Source organism: Mucilaginibacter aurantiaciroseus (assembly GCF_024055595.1).
Classification (GTDB): domain Bacteria; phylum Bacteroidota; class Bacteroidia; order Sphingobacteriales; family Sphingobacteriaceae; genus Mucilaginibacter; species Mucilaginibacter aurantiaciroseus.
On record NZ_JAMXOF010000001.1, the window covers coordinates 1464071 to 1481604 of the forward strand.

At 42.3% G+C, this 17534-nt stretch carries 13 protein-coding genes; 5 read left to right on the top strand and 8 right to left on the bottom strand.

What is annotated here, in order from left to right:
• Nucleotides 1–3 precede the first annotated feature (3 nt).
• Nucleotides 4–1473 (bottom strand): Asp-tRNA(Asn)/Glu-tRNA(Gln) amidotransferase subunit GatB, encoded by a 1470-nt coding sequence (gatB, locus tag NAF17_RS06725; protein ID WP_252757212.1) that lies wholly within the window; start codon nt 1471–1473, stop codon nt 4–6.
• Nucleotides 1474–1655: 182 nt separating this feature from the next.
• Here gatB and NAF17_RS06730 point away from each other — a divergent pair, with 182 nt between their 5' ends.
• Nucleotides 1656–2222: a hypothetical protein gene (locus NAF17_RS06730; protein ID WP_252757213.1), complete on the top strand. Its 567-nt coding sequence runs from the start codon at nt 1656–1658 to the stop codon at nt 2220–2222.
• A gap of 68 nt (nt 2223–2290) precedes the next feature.
• Here NAF17_RS06730 and alaS read toward each other — a convergent pair whose 3' ends face one another.
• The 3 genes from alaS to NAF17_RS06745 all read right to left on the bottom strand — a co-directional run bounded on the left by alaS (nt 2291) and on the right by NAF17_RS06745 (nt 9252).
• Entirely contained in the window at nt 2291–5044 is a 2754-nt protein-coding gene (alaS, locus tag NAF17_RS06735) for an alanine--tRNA ligase (RefSeq protein ID WP_252757214.1), read from the bottom strand.
• Nucleotides 5045–5167: 123 nt separating this feature from the next.
• Nucleotides 5168–7378: a DUF3858 domain-containing protein gene (locus NAF17_RS06740; protein ID WP_252757215.1), complete on the bottom strand. Its 2211-nt coding sequence runs from the start codon at nt 7376–7378 to the stop codon at nt 5168–5170.
• Complete coding sequence (locus tag NAF17_RS06745) at nt 7375–9252, bottom strand: transglutaminase-like domain-containing protein (protein WP_252757216.1); 1878 nt, start codon at nt 9250–9252, stop codon at nt 7375–7377. The genes NAF17_RS06740 and NAF17_RS06745 overlap by 4 nt, the downstream gene beginning before the upstream one ends.
• A gap of 153 nt (nt 9253–9405) precedes the next feature.
• On the opposite strand from NAF17_RS06745, the gene NAF17_RS06750 reads away from it, so the two are divergent.
• The 3 genes from NAF17_RS06750 (at nt 9406) to NAF17_RS06760 (ending at nt 12665) form a co-directional block, all read left to right on the top strand.
• Entirely contained in the window at nt 9406–9741 is a 336-nt protein-coding gene (locus NAF17_RS06750; protein WP_252757217.1) for a MerR family transcriptional regulator, read from the top strand.
• 108 nt (nt 9742–9849) lie between these two features.
• Nucleotides 9850–11946, top strand: coding sequence for a ComEC/Rec2 family competence protein (locus tag NAF17_RS06755; protein ID WP_252757218.1), 2097 nt, complete (start codon nt 9850–9852; stop codon nt 11944–11946).
• A gap of 71 nt (nt 11947–12017) precedes the next feature.
• A complete protein-coding gene (locus NAF17_RS06760) occupies nt 12018–12665 on the top strand; it encodes a DUF4412 domain-containing protein (protein WP_252757219.1) in 648 nt (215 codons plus the stop codon).
• A 108-nt stretch (nt 12666–12773) separates the two neighbouring features.
• Here the strand turns inward: NAF17_RS06760 and NAF17_RS06765 are convergent, their stop codons facing one another.
• From NAF17_RS06765 to NAF17_RS06780, 4 genes are read right to left on the bottom strand one after another with little or no spacing between them, the layout of a single operon-like run.
• Nucleotides 12774–13379: a hypothetical protein gene (locus tag NAF17_RS06765; protein ID WP_252757220.1), complete on the bottom strand. Its 606-nt coding sequence runs from the start codon at nt 13377–13379 to the stop codon at nt 12774–12776.
• 3 nt (nt 13380–13382) lie between these two features.
• Entirely contained in the window at nt 13383–14648 is a 1266-nt protein-coding gene (bioA, locus tag NAF17_RS06770) for an adenosylmethionine--8-amino-7-oxononanoate transaminase (RefSeq protein WP_252757221.1), read from the bottom strand.
• Nucleotides 14645–15091 (bottom strand): NUDIX domain-containing protein, encoded by a 447-nt coding sequence (locus NAF17_RS06775; protein ID WP_252757222.1) that lies wholly within the window; start codon nt 15089–15091, stop codon nt 14645–14647. The genes bioA and NAF17_RS06775 overlap by 4 nt, the downstream gene beginning before the upstream one ends.
• Nucleotides 15084–16058 carry a cation diffusion facilitator family transporter gene (locus NAF17_RS06780; protein WP_256474433.1) on the bottom strand — a complete coding sequence of 325 codons (975 nt, stop codon included), beginning with the start codon at nt 16056–16058 and terminating at the stop codon, nt 15084–15086. The genes NAF17_RS06775 and NAF17_RS06780 overlap by 8 nt, the downstream gene beginning before the upstream one ends.
• 218 nt (nt 16059–16276) lie before the next feature.
• Between NAF17_RS06780 and NAF17_RS06785 the strand changes: the two genes are divergently transcribed.
• Complete coding sequence (locus NAF17_RS06785) at nt 16277–17470, top strand: pyridoxal phosphate-dependent aminotransferase (protein ID WP_252757224.1); 1194 nt, start codon at nt 16277–16279, stop codon at nt 17468–17470.
• Nucleotides 17471–17534 lie beyond the last annotated feature (64 nt).

Genomic DNA, 17534 nt, shown 5'->3' on the forward strand with positions numbered 1-17534 from the left:
TCTTTATTTAGATTCTAATTCTTTTATTAAAAGCTGATTGGTTTTTTGCGGGTCTATCTTTCCTTTTGATAGCTTCATCACTTCGCCCATAAACAAGCCTAAAACGCCCTTTTTACCCTTTTGGTATTCTACAACCTTGTCTGGATATTTTGCTAAGGCCGCGCGGATAAATTCGTCAACCTCATTGGTGTCTTCGCTGATCAGCAAATTTAGTTCTTTAGCTAATTGGTCGGCAGTTTTGTTATTTCCTTTCAACATTTCGGGAAATAATTTTTGCGCGGCTACCGAATTGTTCACTTTACCCTCATCAACCAGTGTAATTAACCCGGCTAGGTTTTGTGGCGATAACTTAAATTCGGCTATGTTGATGCTATTATCATTAATGTAAGATCTTACCGCACCCATCACCCAGTTAGCGGCAGATTTATAGTTGGCAGTGTATTTTATTAACGCTTCAAAGTAGGCGGCAAATTCTTTATCGGCAATGATAACCCCGGCATCGTAATCCGACAGGCCAAGCTTTGAGGTGTATTTTTCAAACAGCTCATTTGGTAATGCCGGCATTTTATTGCGGATGTCTGCCAGTTGGATTTCAGTAATTTGAACAGGCAACAAGTCTGGCTCGGGGAAATAGCGGTAATCGTTCGCCATTTCTTTGGAACGGAGTATGGATGTTTCGCCGGTATCTGCATTAAAGTTCAATGTATTTTGATCGATGTGGCCACCTGCTTCTATCACTTCTACCTGGCGTGCAAACTCATGCTCGATGGCACGCTGCACGTTACGTATAGAGTTAAGGTTCTTGACTTCGCAACGGTTGCCATATTGAGCAGCGCCTCGTAAGCGTACAGATATATTGGCATCGCAACGCATGCTGCCTTCCTCCATATTACCATCGCAAATATCAAGGTAACGCAATAAACGGCGCACCTCGGTCAGGAACTGGCCTGCCTCTTCGGCACTGCGCATATCGGGCTCGGATACAATTTCGATAAGTGGTACCCCTGCCCTGTTCAGGTCAATAAGCGAATAATAGTCGTGCTGATCGTGCGAACTTTTGCCGGCATCATCCTCCATGTGGATGTGATGGATGGCGATGGTTTTTGAAGTACCGTTAGCCAACTTTACAGTTACACTACCGCCCAGGCAGATCGGCTGCTGATCTTGCGTGGTTTGAAAACCTTTGGGCAGATCGGCATAAAAGTAATTTTTACGGGCAAAGGTGTTTTGCAGGTTGATGCTGCAATTACAGGCCAGGCCCATTTTTACGGCATACTCTATCATGCGTTTATTAATGCGCGGCAACGTGCCGGGGTGCCCCAGCGAAACCGGACTAACGTGGTGGTTTGGTTCGGCGCCAAATGCTGCCGAATCTGATGAAAAAGCCTTACTTAAAGTGGATAACTGCGCGTGAACCTCTAACCCAACAACCAACTCGTATTTATCACTCACGCCGCTTTGTAGAACTGCCATATTATATATTCAGCTGTTATTCAGCATTGATGAAACATGCCAAATATAGTTTATATATCTATTTTTCATAGCTATTTTTTGAAATGGATTTGCCCGGCGCAAACAATTTGTTAAACCTTTTATTTAATGAGGTGTCTGTTACTTTAATCGTTACAGAATCACATGCACTTACAACACATATTATGAAAAGAACAGTTTTAGGAATGCTTACCGGGATGTTCATCCTTGCAGCATCAGTAACCGCCTCAAAAGCGCAGGTGAGCGTTAGCCTTAACGTAGGCACCTGGAGCCCGCCTGTAGAATATGCCGATGCCAATTATTATTACCTGCCGGATGTGAATAGCTATTATTATGCACCAACACATCAATACATTTTTTTGAATGGCAACAACTGGATCTGGAGAAACAGTTTACCGCCCCGCTATAATTATTACAATATCAATAATGGTTATAAAGTGGCTGTATATAGGCCCAACCCATACCACTATTACAGCAGCGATCGTGTTAGATATGCCCGATACCGCGGTATAAGGGGTGGCATTATCCGCGACAGGTATTACCGCCCGCATACAACCATTGTGAACCGCACACGCTATGTAAACCGTGGCCCAGGCAGAGGACCCGGACGTGACAGGAACCGTAGACCAGGAAGAGGACAAGAACATGGCGGTGGCCGCGGAAATGGCGGCAGTGAACATGGCGGTGGCGGTAAACCGGGTGGACACGGTGGTGGCAATGGCCGCCACTAACTGATAAAAGCAGAACGACCACCTAATAAGGCGATCGTTCTGCTTAAAGTATATAGTAAGTTGATTACTTAGCTTACAAAGCTTTTGGCTTTAGCCAGCGCATTATTAATACCACTTAAATCGCTGCCCCCCGCTGTAGCGAAGAATGGCTGACCACCGCCACCCCCTTTAACTTCTTTAGCAAGCTCTTTTACGATATTGCCGGCATGCAGGCCTTTTTCTTTTACCAAAGTTTCATCTATTATTACGGTAATGCTTGGTTTGCCGTTGATATCGGCAGCCAATACCAGGAACAAGTTTGGAACAATATCTTTCAAATGATAAGCCAAAGTTTTAACCGCATCGGCATTTGGCAGCTCCACCCTTTGGGCGATGAAGTTGATACCGTTGATCTCCTCCGCAGTTTTAGCCAGCTGATCTTTTAAACCGGATGCTTTCATCAGGACTGCTTTCTCCAGTTCCTTTTTCATGCGGTTGTTATCTTCTATCAGGCTTTCGATGCTTTTTGAAAGGTCATTTGGGTTCTTTAAAAGGTCTTTTAAGGCTTTTATTTGTCGCGACTGGGCTTGGATATAATCCTGAGAGTGGTAACTGGTAATAGCCTCTATACGGCGTACACCTGCAGCTACAGCGCTTTCGCCTGTTATTTTGAAGAAGCCTATTTCGGCGGTGTTTTGTACGTGGGTACCACCACAAAGTTCCTTGCTGAATTTATCATCAAAGGTTATTACGCGTACATAATCGCCATATTTTTCACCGAACAGGGCTGTAACGCCGCTTGCTATGGCATCGTCGTAACGTACACTGCGCTCTTCTTTTAAAGGGATAGCCTCGCGCACTTTTTGGTTAACGATGCGTTCTAATACTTCTATATCATCATCCGTAACCTTACTGAAATGTGAAAAATCGAAACGCAACTGATCCGGGTTTACTAATGAACCTTTTTGGTTTACGTGCTCGCCCAGGGTTTCTTTTAACGCGGCATGCAGCAAGTGTGTTGCCGAGTGGTTAGCATTGGTCATGATGCGGTTACCCATGTTGATGGCCGCCTGGAAACGGGTTGGCATTGGGTTTGGCAATTCCCACTCTTTTTGCTCGCCTGTCTCCATATCATAATACGGCGAAAGGTTAGCGTAATGAATGATCAAGCCATTTTCTTTTTTAGTATCTGTAATCTCAAAATTAAGGTTGCCTTTTTTTTCATCGTACCATTCGCTCATTAAGTTACCGGTATCGCCTACCTGGCCGCCACCTTCCGCGTAGAATGGTGTACGGTTCAGCACGAGCTGGTATTGCTCTTTACCCTGCGTGGTTACTTTACGGTATTTTAGGATCTCGGCCTGTGTCAACATCTCATCATAACCCGTAAACTCGGTATTATCACCACCACGAAGTACCACCCAGTCGCCCGCGCTAACAGCAGTTGCAGCGCGTGAACGGAGTTTTTGGGTTTGAAGAGCTTGTTCAAAGCCTTCCATGTCAACTGCAAAACCTTGTTCTCGAGCCATTAATTCGGTTAAGTCAATTGGAAAACCGTAGGTATCAGACAGTTCAAAAGCGTGCTCTCCTTTAATTTTTCGACCGGTGGGTATATCTTTTATTGTGCCCTCAGGATATTCCACACTTGTTATAGAGGCAAAAATAGAGGTCAACTCATTAAACCTTCTAATACCAGCAGATAAAGTTCTAAGAAAAGCAACCTCCTCCTCCAAAATCACCTTCTGCACAAAATCCTTTTGTGAGTATAACTCATCAAACACACCTTTAAACTGTTCGGCCAGTAATGGCACTAACTCATTAAAGAATGGTTCTTTAAAATTTAAGGTTTGGTAGCTATAACGTACCGCACGGCGTAAAATCCTGCGGATAACGTAACCTGCTTTGTTACTTGCGGGTAGTTGCCCATCGGCAATGGCAAAGCTAATAGCACGGATATGATCTGCCAGTACGCGCATGGCCACAGCATCAGCCCAATCCGCATCGCCGGGTTTAGCGGCACTGTTATATTTTTTACCGCTTTTCTCTGCAATGAATTGGATCATCGGTTGGAAAACGTCGGTATCGTAATTTGAACTTTTGCCTTGCAACACACGCACCAAACGCTCGAACCCCATCCCGGTATCCACGTGCTTGGCCGGCAACGGGTGCAACGAACCATCTTTGATACGGTTAAACTGCATGAATACATTGTTCCAGATCTCTATCACCTGGTCGTGATCGGCGTTAACTAAAGTAGCACCGCTAACCTCCGCACGCTCATTATCCGGGCGACTGTCAAAGTGAATCTCCGAACATGGTCCGCAGGGGCCTGTTTCGCCCATTTCCCAAAAGTTATCTTTTTTATTGCCGGGCAAAATATTTGCTTCATCTACATATTGTTTCCACAGTTCGTAGGTTTCGGTATCTTTTTCAAGTCCTTCTTTCTCGTCGCCTTCAAAATAAGTTACGTAGAGGCGGCTCTTATCCAATTTGTAAACTTCGGTCAATAACTCCCAACTCCAGTCAACAGCTTCTTTTTTAAAGTAGTCGCCAAAGCTCCAGTTACCCAGCATCTCAAACATAGTGTGGTGATAGGTATCAATACCCACCTCTTCCAAATCGTTATGTTTACCGCTAACGCGAAGGCAGCGTTGGGTATCGGCCACGCGTGGGGCTTTTGCAGGAGCTTCGCCCAAAAACACATCTTTAAACTGGTTCATCCCTGCGTTGGTGAACATCAGGGTGGGGTCGTTTTTTACAACAATAGGTGCGCTTGGCACAATAATGTGGCCTTTAGAAGCGAAAAAATCAAGAAAAGCCTGGCGTATTTCTTTAGCGGTCATAGGGTGCAAAGGTAGAAAATTGTCTGAACCTGAATTAATAGAATTTTGGAATTAACTGAATTGACCATACATACAAAAGGCGGAGAATAAATCACCGCCTTTTATATGTATAACCCGCAATAATTATTTCTCAAGAAGGATCTTTTGGTTGTTAAACGCAAAGGCGGCGTCAACCAGTTCGGTAACCAAGGGCCAGTCGGCGGCTTTTTCGAAATTACCAGCATAAACACGGCTAACTATAATACTTAACACATTACCCTTAACTGTGGCCGAAGAGGTAAAAGAACCTGTTTTATTAGCTTTTTTGGTATTTAATTCTTCCACTCCCTTTGCCTGGTATCCTTGCGGTATGGCCAGGTTTATTGTAAAAGTAAGGCTGCGTGCGGCAGGCATATAAATATCACGCGTACGCTTCCTGTCTTTTTCATCTAACTGAACAAAACTGCCTTTAAGTTTACCAGCATCTACTATATAGTTGTTGCCTGCTTTTTTAACAAGGTTATTAAGTATCACCGTTGATGAAAACTCAAACACAGGTTTGTTATTTTCGAGGGCGGGATTTATCACTTTATAGTCGCTTATTTGCACGGGCTCCTGCCCAAACTGCTCTTGCGCTTCGTCCATAAAGCTTTTACGGACCTCTACCTGTGATTTGCCCATGCCACCTAAAAAGGCATCTGCAGATTTTTTGGTCTCGTAATTTTTTGAAAGTCGTTTGGCAAGCGGGGGCCCTTTTACCAGTTCCATCAGGCCATTATCGATATCCATTGCGCTCAGCAGGTTTTTCTGGCCGTCGTGGCGCATGTAGCCGGTTTGCTTTACTAATCGCTGCACTTTTAACTTTTGCATATCGGCCAGTAAAGATACTTCAACTTTTTCCTCAACATGGTTTTTGTCGGCACTTACCATTGGGATGGTTGTGTTCATTTCATCAAACACATACTTGGTGGCGCTTTTACGCTTAGGCACAAGGCTAATAGCCTTTTCGCCCTGGAACTTCGCCGGTATCTCGTTAAAATGGGTTACAGCATCGTCAAAGCACATATATAATGGCTTGTTACCGTTGCTTATGCGAATCACAGCATCAAGGTCAGAAAAATTGAAAACGTTATCCAGGCTACTGGTATTTCGCGAGCAAACCAACAGCACTTCATGTACAATATCCATATCTGTTAAAAGGCGGCTCATATTTATGGTAGCTATGGTGCCTTTTGCTGTACGATAGTTTAACGCTTTTAAATCATCCACGTCATCCTTATCAAAATTGCCAAATAAGCGCAGCTTCCAGGCGTCATATAAAATCTTCATTGAACTATCAAGCGGCGCTGCCTTCAGGTTTTTCCTACTGTCAAAATAATCTTTCATGATCTTTTTAGGCTCTTCATCAATGGGGTTATTTACCTCGTGAAAAAAAGTTTGGAAAAGCTCTTTGTTAGCGGTAAGGCCGCCGGCCTTTGCAGTGGGGTTACCCATGCTCATCATTTTTGATTTGGCAGCGCTGCTGATCTCGATATAAGGGTATTGGCGATATACCGAAACCCACTTTTGGCTTTGATATTTAGGCATTTCCTTCTTGCTCAGTTTATAAACCAGGTCGCCATTAGGCAGGGTGCTTTCCTCAAGTTTGGGCGCACCATTAGCAGCTATGTAGTAAACTGAAGTTTTACTGTTAAATTGAAAATAAAGCGAATAGTTAAGTATGGGGTATTCATCTGCCAATACATAAACCTGGTCATTCTTTTTGTAAGAATCTTCCATGGCATTTTCCGACAGATCGTTATTGCTGATGTAATAATCTAATATATCACCAACCTGCAGGCCGGGTATTGCAAGCTTTCCTTTCTGATCTTTTCCGGTATTTTTCAACAACACCTCTTCTCCGGTATTCACTACGGTTTCCTGCCCGCCCGGTTTAATTATTTTAGCGCCAATGTAGGTGTTATGCACATCATTGATTTTAGCGATAAGGAACGACATGCTTTTGTCCAGCTTTTTTTGATACTCAAGAGTTGAGTAGCGTTCCAATGCAGACTTATCGTTTATTTTAACGCGTTCGTGCAGGGTTGATACCCTGGTAACCCGATTGGCAATACTAGCCGTTACAATCAGGAATTTAAACTTTAAATTAGATGTACGCTGTATGTTATACGATTGCGCTAATATTACAGCACTTTCGTTAGCATATTTAGCCGGCACCTGTTTTAAGCTAAATTCAGGCGTGGCGTTACCCCACACCGTTTTTTGTATCTCGGCGGCTTTTTCGTTGTAGCTTTGCGCATAAACTGCGCTACAGGTAGTTATTAAAAAGGATAATAAGAGTAAAGGTTTTTTCATTCAGAAATAGGTTTTATAGTTAGTGCGTCGTTATATGTTTTGACCAATTGTTCAATATCCGCATTCCACTGAGCAAAGCCGGTTTTGGGCAAATGCGTGTTTTTTATGATAATGCTTTTTTTGTAGGTGACCTTATCGCCTGCGGGCACATACTGCACATGAAACTCGTAATTGGGGTTCACAATTTTTAAAGCTGCCGGCAACGAAGCAACTTTATAACCTTGGGGTATAGCCAGTTCTGCATTGCGTGTTAGGTTTTGCCTGTGGCTAAACCAGTAATCGTGCCGGCGCTCGTCGGTTTTGATTGCACCATTTATAAATTCCTTAGTGTTATCCAAATCGATATAGTAAGTTTTGCCAAACAATGAAATGCCATTTTTGGTGGTTAAAGCGTAAGTAGCTGTTAAATCTTTATCGGGGTTACTTGTACCTGATAGTGCTAGGTTGGTTACCTTATAATCGTTGTTATCACCCGACAGGTATCTGACCATGGCGTCTTCGGTCTTTTCGCGTTTTATGCTGTTTATACCTGTAAGTATCTCTTCCTTATCCTCGCCTTTCCAAACGTAATTAACCGTACCTGTTATAGCACCGGCTGTAATAGATAGTTTTGATATTTGTGCGTTAGCGTTTTGCCCTGCAAGCGCAACGGGCACTTTAGTAAGTTGATATTTTTCGCCATCTTCTATCAGGATCTGTCTTCCCTGGATACGTTCTGCATATTCATCAAACCCAAGGTAGCTTTCGGTTGCATCCAAAAAATAGGTTTTGCCTTTATAATTAAGGGCGCATATCATGTGGTTATCAACCGCCAGCGATGGGGTTTGATAATCATAAGCTATATGTTTAGTACCCAGCCAGCAAAGCCGGGCATCATAACCGGCTGCTGTTAGCAAAGCCTTGGTAAGGTTTGCCATTCCTTTACAATCGCCATATTTTTTGCGTAATACTTCGTCGGCATTCTCGGGTTTAAAACCGGCCATACCATCTTCAAAAGCAATGTATCTGATGTTGTCCTGCACGTAGTAAAATATCGCTTTTGTTTTTTCGATATCGTTAGTTTGCCCGCCGGTAAGCTCTTTAGCCTTGGCTGTTATTGCGCCCTGATCTGCAATGGTGCTTTTAATGAGACTATGGTACCACTTATACTGATCGTCGAGCGTGTTAAAGTAAGTAAAGGTTTTGCCGCCAACCGTTGCCGATTTGCACAGCACCATTAAATGCGGGTACAGGTACGTTGGGCCGGGGCTGTTGCTTTCTTGCTTGGTAGCCGGCAAATTTTTAATAGTAAAAGTAATTACATCGGCATCTTCGCCGCTAATGTATTGTGTACTTTTGGTGATATTAAAACCGTTAAAGTTGTACTCTTTAAGTTCCACTTTCATCCAGCGGGGCACCTTTACAACAATTTGTTTTTGGTTTACAACATAACTTTCAGAAAAACCAATATTGGTAAAGTAACGCGGGTCATCAACCGTTTCGGCAAAAGTAACTATACCAAGCCCACCCTTTTTAGGAATAATTAGGGGGAAATAACAGATTTTTTGATCGGAGTAGAAAATATCATCGCTGCCATAGTAAGTGTAGGTTGGCTTAAAGCCCCAAGGGATGCGTCCATCAACCTTACATTCAACATTAGTTATGGTAAAGTGGTTATTATAGCCTTGTACCACCGGCACGCTGGCCTGGAAGTTATTGGCAATATAAGTAGTGGTGAGCTTTTGCTTTATCTCTACCGATGCGGTTTTTGTGTTATAAACAAATTGATAGTTTTCTATTGCCGAACTAATAGTTACAACAGAATCTGCCGTATTACCAAAAGCAATTTTGACAAATAATATGCCTATGGCACAAAAGGTAAAGGTTTTAATCATAACTTAATTAAGTTACTAAAATAATACATTTTATAGTTTAGTTAAAATAGAATTTGATCCCTGCCATTATGAATAGGTATTTGTAGCTTTATGATTTATTATTTTACGCTTTAAGCACTTGCACACTTACTTACTAAAATACTACATTTGTACATGCCCTACAAAGACCGCGAGATCAACAAAATGTATTATACCATGGGCGAAGTATCTGCCATGTTTGATGTTAACCAGTCGTTGATACGTTTTTACGAGAAAGAATTTGATGTATTGCAGCCAAAAAAAAACAAAAAGGGCAACAGGTATTTCACCCCCGAAGACCTGGAGAACTTTAAAATCATCTTTCACCTGATTAACGACAAAGGCTACACCCTGCAAGGCGCTAAAGACCACTTGAAAACCAACATGGGCGATACCCGCGATAGCCAGCGCGTGATAGATTCGTTGGAAAGCATGAAAAAATTCCTGTTGGAAGTGCGCGACCAGTTGTAATTATTCTATTTTTATGCAGCCCCACCCAAACCCTCCCCGAAAGGGAGGGCTTAAATAAAAAAGTCTCACCCGCTTGGGGAGGTTGAGAGGGAGCTGAATACTAAACCTATGATTGCTAAGCACAAGGGCGAAATACCCGTTGTTGTATTACTACTCCCCTTTTTAGCAGGCATCACCGGCGCGCTTTTCTGTTTAAATACATCTGATGGTATTGTTTTAGCAGGGCTGATAGCATTTACGCTATTATTCATCGGGTTAAATTTTGTCTACACCAAACTGCGCCTTTATAAAGCGCGCTGGCTTGGCGGGGCATTGCTTTACCCAATTTTATTTTTATTGGGTTGGTTTATTACCGTTGAACATAACGAGTTGAATAAACCTAATCATTTCTCAAAAGCACCTGCGCAAAAAATATTAGTTACCATCACATCAGAACCTAAAGTAAAAGACGACCTGGTGCGCTTTACGGCAGTTGCTAAACAAGTAATAAACAATAAACAAGCAAGCAAAACCAGCGGTACTTTACTTATTACTATTAAGGATGAGCTGGCTAAAAACATGTTCTATGGCGAACAGTTACTTATCCCCGCAAATTACTCGGCAGTCGACCCGTCTTTTAACCCGGGCGAGTTTAATTATAAGCAATACCTGGCCAATAAAAATGTTCATTACCAGGCGTTCTTGTATCCAAAGCAATATAAAATCATCTCCACGGGGAATGGCAATCCTGTTATTGCTTATGCGCTTAAGACCAGGCAAAACCTGGTAGACAAATTCAAGCGTAATATGCAGGATACTACAGCCATCGCGGTAGCAACCACCCTGATACTGGGCTACAAGGCCAATCTGAGTAACGATGTGTTGCAGGCCTATTCTAAAACGGGCACCATCCATATCCTATCGGTATCGGGTGGGCATGCGGCTATTATTTATTTACTATTGGGTTGGATGCTTGGCTTTCTGGATACTTCCAAACATGGCAAGATCATCAAGGCTGTTGTAATTGTCATCTTGATATGGGTTTACGCATTGCTCACAGGCTTTTCTCCGGCGGTTTGCAGGGCCGCGGTGATGATTAGTTTAATTATCACAGGTAAAACTTACAGCAGGTACATTAATACGTTAAACTTACTGGCGGCTTCAGCTTTTGGCCTGTTACTATATGATCCGTTTTTAATGACGGATGTAGGTTTTCAACTGTCGTACCTTGCAGTTGCCGGGCTGGTTGTTTTCCAGCCAATAGTTTATGAGTGGTTTAGCGTTAAGAATAAATGGATAGATAAGATCTGGCTGGCCTGCTCTGTTTCTATTGCCGCGCAGGTAATTACGTTTCCGTTGAGTGCTTATTACTTTCACCAGTTCCCGGTTTACTTTTTGGTGAGCAATTTATTGATAACCATTCCTATCATCATCGTCATGTACAGTGGCTTGCTTTTGTTGCTGCTGCCGCAATTGCCTTATGTATCTAAAGCCCTGGGATATGTGTTGGAGCAAAGTATATTGCTAATAAACAAAGCCCTCGTTTTTATAGAACATTCGCCCTATGCCAGTATTGGCAAAATATGGTTAACAAAGTTTGAACACCTGTTGCTTTACGCGATCATCATCTTCCTGTTTTATTACTTATATGACAAAAAGAAATGGCTGATAAAAGTAACTTTGGTTTGTGTGCTTATATTGAGCATAAGCATCAGCCTTAAAAAACTTAAAGCCGATACATCCAGCACCATTACCTTTTTAAACCTGCGAAAACATGCCGGCATCGTATTTAAGAACGGTAACCAGGGCGTGGTCATAAGCGATCTGCCTGAAATGGACAAATACTTTAAATATGCTATACAGCCGGGGCTGGATAGCAACCGAATAACGGATTATAAGGTTTATAATACAGCCGATAATATTTGTAAGCCTTATTTAATAAAGCAAGGCAACTTCATTAGCTTCCAAAATAAAAAACTACTATTGTTAAACGATAGCAGTAAAATAAAGTCTATCCCCCAGCAATTGGGTATCAATTATTTATTTGTGAGCGGTAACGCATTTTTAAATACAGCTTTAATTAAGAATAAAACAGTTATTATTAATGCTGATAATTCAAACAGCTACATTACCGAATTTAAAGACAGGGTAAAGCCGATACAAGTGAATTATAATATATTAAAACGTAACAAATCGGTCTGTATCGTATCTAATCCACATAAATAATTAAAAAATATCTTAAAAAAGTTTGCACACGAATTAATTACACACTAAATTGTATCCATCAAATTAAAACTATGAAGAATAAATTATTTACTGTTGCCATGGGTATAGCCCTAACCGCAACAGCTATTAGCGCCAGCGCGCAAAAAGTTTATAAAGAGGGCATTGCTACCATAAGCATGAACGCTATGGGCCAGTCTATCGAAGCAAAAAATTACTTCAGGACCGACTCATCTGCAGTTGCTTTTAACTCGGGGCCTGCTGCTATTAAGGTTTTAACAGACGCTAAAGGCACTTACATGGCTATTATGGTTGACGTACCTGTAGCTTCCATAAAAAAAGCGGCTATTGCTACGCCTGCCGAAATTGAAGAACAAATGTCAAAAATGCCGGTACTTGATTTTAAACCGGGTACCGAAACTAAAGTTATCAATGGTTTTAACTGCAAAAAAGTTATTGCTACAGATCCTAAAACAAGTAAATCTTACGACATTTGGGTAACTAACGATGTTTCGTTGCCTGTAAACTCAGCATCTAAATTTTATGCTAAAGCAGGCGGTTTCCCTATCCAGTACGTAACTTTCCAAAACGGGCAGTCATCTGAGGTTACTATCAAAAATATTGTAGAACAAAAAGTACCTGCAGGTACTTTCAGCGTTCCGGCTGATTTTGATAAGATTTCAATGGACGACCTAAAATCTATGGGCGGCGGCGGTAACTAAACCAACCAACCTTTTAAAAAACAAAGCCCGGTAGTTATTAATTACCGGGCTTTAATATTTGAGAAGGTTATTAATGCATTCAAATTCTTTAATTCAGGAAATTTTGGTTCAGACTAGTTCTGACGATAAACTGTTAACCCATTGTTTAAACAAGCGGGTTTCCATATCAACAGCCTTTTGCGCGTGGCCTTCCCAAGCTGGCGAGAACTTTCGCAACTGGTTTATCATTTCTTCCAGGTGGCCTTCTTCTTCCAAGATAATCGATTTCACGTTCACCTTACTACCAACGGCATCAAGCGCGTCCTGGTAAATTGGATAAAGTTCATCGGCACGTACTTCTATAGCGTAGGTAACCAACAGGTATGCCGCAAAACGCAGTTCGGCGCCGGTTAAATGCATTTCGTTTTTAAGGTAACGGCAAACATCAATATCCAATTGGTTTAGGTAATACTTGCTGAACGCAGGTGCTATCAGGTATTCGGCAGAATAGGTTGGCAAATCTTTACCTGTTTTTTCTATCTGTTTTTTTAGGTAGAACGCGTGGCGATGCTCTTCTGCAGCATGCTTTAATATAATGTAAGTAACCGTTGCAGGGTCTTCACTTGCGGAGATTTTACGGGCTCCGGTGTTTTCCATTAACGATAGCGTATTTAACCAACGCGCGTGCAGCTGGTTATCGGCAATTATTTGGGGTAATATTGTATTTAGTTCCATAGTTTAGATCTCATCGAGGGCTTGCCTGATGGTGGTGTAAATGTAATCGAGTTCGGTATCAGTAATGCAATATGGGGGTAAAATGTAAATTATATTCCCAAGGGGCCTTAAAATTATGCCCTTATCTAAAAAGTAGTGATACAATTTATCGCGCAGGGCGCTAAAATATGACGTATTGTTACCCGTTTCCCATTCCAGCGCCAGGATTGTACCTGTTTGGCGAGTGATTTTTATGGATTTATGTCCTTTAACTTTTTCAGCAAAGGCTGTGTGTTTGGCAGCAATACGGTCAATATTTTGTTGGGTTGATGGCTCAAGGAACAGATCCAGACTGGCCAAAGCTGCAGAACATGCTATTGGATTTGCCGTGTATGAATGCCCGTGGAACAGCGTCTTCATTTTATCGTAAGACAAAAACGCATCGTAAATTTCCTGTGTACAGGTTGTCAACCCAAAAGCCATGGTGCCGCCTGTAAGGCCTTTAGAGAAACACATGATATCGGGTTGTGTTTGTACATGTTCGCAGGCGAAAGACTTGCCAGTGCGGCCGAAACCGGTAAACACTTCATCGGCTATCAGCAAAACACCTTCCTTTTGGCAATGCGCCATCAGTTCATCCAGATACTTTGCCTCGTACATGATCATCCCGGCAGAGCCTTGCACCAATGGCTCGAAAATAAAAGATGAGATCTGAGATTTGAGACTTGAGATTTGAGATTTAAGAGCGTCGATATTACACGCATCAGGTAAGTCAATAAAATCCACCTCAAACAATAGGGTATCAAAAGCAGCTGTAAAGGCGCTACGCCCACTTACCGACATGGCGCCGAATGTATCGCCGTGGTAAGCATTCTTAAACGCAATTATCTTGGTGCGCTGCTCGCCTTTGTTATACCAGTATTGCAGGCACATTTTTATAGCAACCTCTATAGCGGTAGAGCCATTATCAGAGTAGAATGCTTTGGCTTGATTATTTGGTAGGATAGCAAGTAAACGCTCGGCCAGTTCAACTGCTCCGGGATGTGTAAAGCCTGCGAAGATAGCATGCTCCAGAACCGTTAACTGTTCGGCAATTTTTTTGGCGATGTATGGGTGCGAATGCCCGTGGATGTTAACCCACCACGATGATATGGCATCTATATATTTTGTACCGTCTTCGGCATACAGGCAGGTGCCCTTGCCTCTAACAATAGGGATTGGCGGCTGCGCCGTTTTCATTTGCGTGTAGGGGTGCCAGATAACTTTTAGATCGCGTTCGGCTAAGTTCATAGTGTTTTTAATAATAGATCGGCAACGTACTGGTCGGTTGGGAAGGTAAAGGCATCAACATTAAGCTCACTCAGCTTTACACAGCGGAAAGATTGTAAGATATCGCCTTCGCCCTCAAAATCAAATACCTCAATTTTGGTGGTAACCCTTAAGTCGGATACTGCCTTCACCAGGTAATAAACGCTGATGATCTGTGAATCGTTAAATGCAGATTTTACAAAAAAATCGGTAGTATAAAAATGGCTGGTCACTTCTACCTCTGTATTGCATTCTTCAACAAACTCGCGTTTAAGGCCTTCTATCAACCCCTCACCATACTCTAACCCACCACCGGGGAACTTAGTAAAGCGGAAGCCATACTCCTGCTCATCGCTTATCAAAACCTCATTGTTTGCGTTTATGAGCAGGCCGTAAACACGTACGTTGAAAAACTTGTTATTCATAGTGCTTTTTGTTGCGCATTACTTTATCCATCGTCCAGGGGATATCCTCTGTTTTGGCCTCGCTCCTTATGGGGCAATTTGGCATGCTGCAGTAGTGGCAGCAATCCGGCAGGCATGGGTCGGTATGAATAAAAAATTCGGTCAGGATGCCTGCGTTTTTATTCACCAGTTGTTCTACCAGTTTCACTTCCGCGTGCACCCGGTTAAGGTCGAAATAGTTTGGCAAAGTAAGGTGGCAATCTATGTGCAGTTCGTTACCGTATTTTTGAGCGCGCAGGTTGTGAATGTCTATCCATTCTTCGCGGCGTTGTTCGCCTAAAACAGTAACCACATCGCTTACGATGCTAAAATCGGTTTCGTCCATTAACCCGGCAACAGAACGGCGAATCAATTTGTAACCGGTAAATAATATATAAAAACCAACAAGGATAGACAGCACACTATCCAGCCATAATATCTTAGTAAAGTAGATCAGCAGCAAGCCTATAACAAGACCGCAACTGGTAACGGTATCTGTTAATAAATGATGCCCGTCTGCTTCAATAGTAATAGAACGTAACGATTTACCTTTACGGATCATATAATATCCTAACCCGCCGTTGATCGTGCCGGTTACACCTATAATAATGGCACCCAGCAAAAGATCATGAATAACCTCGGGATAAAATATGCTATAAGTTGATTTCGCGATGATGATGACACCCGCAATACCTATTAAAGCACCCTCTATAAAAACGGAAAAATATTCGACCTTACCATGGCCGTATGGATGGTTTTCATCGCGCGGTTGCGATGCCAGATAGATGCTGAAGAACGCGAAAGAACTTGCCACTACGTTTACAATACTTTCGGCAGCGTCGGTTAGTACAAAGTTGGAATTTGTTAAAAAATACGCGCCAAATTTCATCACCATCAGCACAACACCGGTGATAAGCGACATTAAAATTATCCTTTTATGTTCCTTCAAAACCAACCTTTTAAGAGAGGCCAAACTTACGGATTTTTCATCTTGCCGTTCGGTTAAAATTGCAACATGTTTAGTTTAAAATGGTTCTGACACAGTTTATTTATTACAACACATTTTGCAATTCGCCCATAACTAAACATTTTAGGTATAGTTTATATATATCGCAAAAGGTGTGTAAACTAATTTTCTATATTTGCCGCAGTAATAAAAACAACAATATGAGCGCATTAAGTAACAGGATAAACAACCTGTCAGAATCCCAAACCATTAAGATGGCTAAAATGGGCCGCGAATTGGCTGCCAAAGGTGTAGATGTAATAAGCCTTAGCTTTGGAGAGCCCGATTTTCATACCCCCGAGCATATTAAGGAAGCCGCAAAAACGGCAATGGATAAAAACTTTACTTATTATACACCTGTAGCCGGTTACCCGGACCTGCGCAAGGCCGTGGTTGGTAAGTTAAAGACAGAGAACAACCTGGATTATACCGATACGCAAATTGTAGTTTCTACCGGCGCCAAACAAGCCCTTGCCAACACCATATTGTGTTTGGTTAACCCCGGCGAAGAAGTTATTATCCCTACCCCTTACTGGGTTTCGTATTCTGAAATTGTAAAGCTTGCCGAAGGCGTAAGCGTTTTTATTGAAACCACAGTTGAAAGCAATTTTAAAATTACTGCAGAGCAATTAGAGGCGGCTATTACGCCTAAAACTAAATTGTTCATGTTCTCATCTCCTTGTAACCCTACCGGCAGTGTTTACAGTAAGGATGAGTTAAAGAGCTTGGCTAAAGTATTTGAAAAATATCCGGAGATTTATATCCTGAGCGACGAGATCTACGAACATATTAACTTTATTGGCGGCCACGAGTCGATTGCACAGTTCGCAAGCATTAAAGATCGCGTGGTGATCGTTAACGGATGGTCGAAGGCTTTTGCCATGACCGGCTGGAGGATTGGTTATACCGCCTCAAACAGCGAAATTGCTGCCGCATGTGATAAGATCCAGGGCCAGATAACATCAGGTACATGCTCTATCACACAAAAAGCCGGCGTTGCCGCTTACACAGGTGGTTTAGAAACCGTTCATCAAATGCGCGAGCAGTTCCAGAAACGCCGCGACCTTGTTTATGGTTTGCTAAAAGACATTCCGGGAGTTACTGTGAACTTGCCCGATGGCGCGTTTTACTTCTTTCCTAACGTTACTTCATTTTTTGGTAAAAGCTTTAACGGCAAAACCATTAACGATGCCGACGAACTGAGCATTTTCTTATTAGAAGAAGCACATGTTGCTACCGTAGGTGGTGATTCGTTCGGCGATAAAAAATCTATCCGCATTTCTTACGCCGCTGCCGAAGATAAATTGGTAGAAGCTGTAAAGAGGATAAGGACAGCGCTGGCTAAATTAGTTTAGTATTCTGAATCGGTTTTTACTTGCCTAAAGAATTTTCAGAATGCTGTAAATTTGAACAATCCTG

Excerpts from the sequence above, each read along its gene's own strand:
- NAF17_RS06745 (WP_252757216.1), bottom strand. The coding sequence starts at position 9,252 with ATGATTAAAACCTTTACCTTTTGTGCCATAGGCATATTATTTGTCAAA.
- bioA (WP_252757221.1), bottom strand. The coding sequence starts at position 14,648 with ATGAACTTAGCCGAACGCGATCTAAAAGTTATCTGGCACCCCTACACG.
- gatB (WP_252757212.1), bottom strand. The coding sequence starts at position 1,473 with ATGGCAGTTCTACAAAGCGGCGTGAGTGATAAATACGAGTTGGTTGTT.
- NAF17_RS06750 (WP_252757217.1), top strand. The coding sequence starts at position 9,406 with ATGCCCTACAAAGACCGCGAGATCAACAAAATGTATTATACCATGGGC.
- NAF17_RS06730 (WP_252757213.1), top strand. The coding sequence starts at position 1,656 with ATGAAAAGAACAGTTTTAGGAATGCTTACCGGGATGTTCATCCTTGCA.
- NAF17_RS06755 (WP_252757218.1), top strand. The coding sequence starts at position 9,850 with ATGATTGCTAAGCACAAGGGCGAAATACCCGTTGTTGTATTACTACTC.
- NAF17_RS06765 (WP_252757220.1), bottom strand. The coding sequence starts at position 13,379 with ATGGAACTAAATACAATATTACCCCAAATAATTGCCGATAACCAGCTG.
- NAF17_RS06775 (WP_252757222.1), bottom strand. The coding sequence starts at position 15,091 with ATGAATAACAAGTTTTTCAACGTACGTGTTTACGGCCTGCTCATAAAC.
- NAF17_RS06785 (WP_252757224.1), top strand. The coding sequence starts at position 16,277 with ATGAGCGCATTAAGTAACAGGATAAACAACCTGTCAGAATCCCAAACC.
- NAF17_RS06760 (WP_252757219.1), top strand. The coding sequence starts at position 12,018 with ATGAAGAATAAATTATTTACTGTTGCCATGGGTATAGCCCTAACCGCA.
- alaS (WP_252757214.1), bottom strand. The coding sequence starts at position 5,044 with ATGACCGCTAAAGAAATACGCCAGGCTTTTCTTGATTTTTTCGCTTCT.
- NAF17_RS06740 (WP_252757215.1), bottom strand. The coding sequence starts at position 7,378 with ATGAAAAAACCTTTACTCTTATTATCCTTTTTAATAACTACCTGTAGC.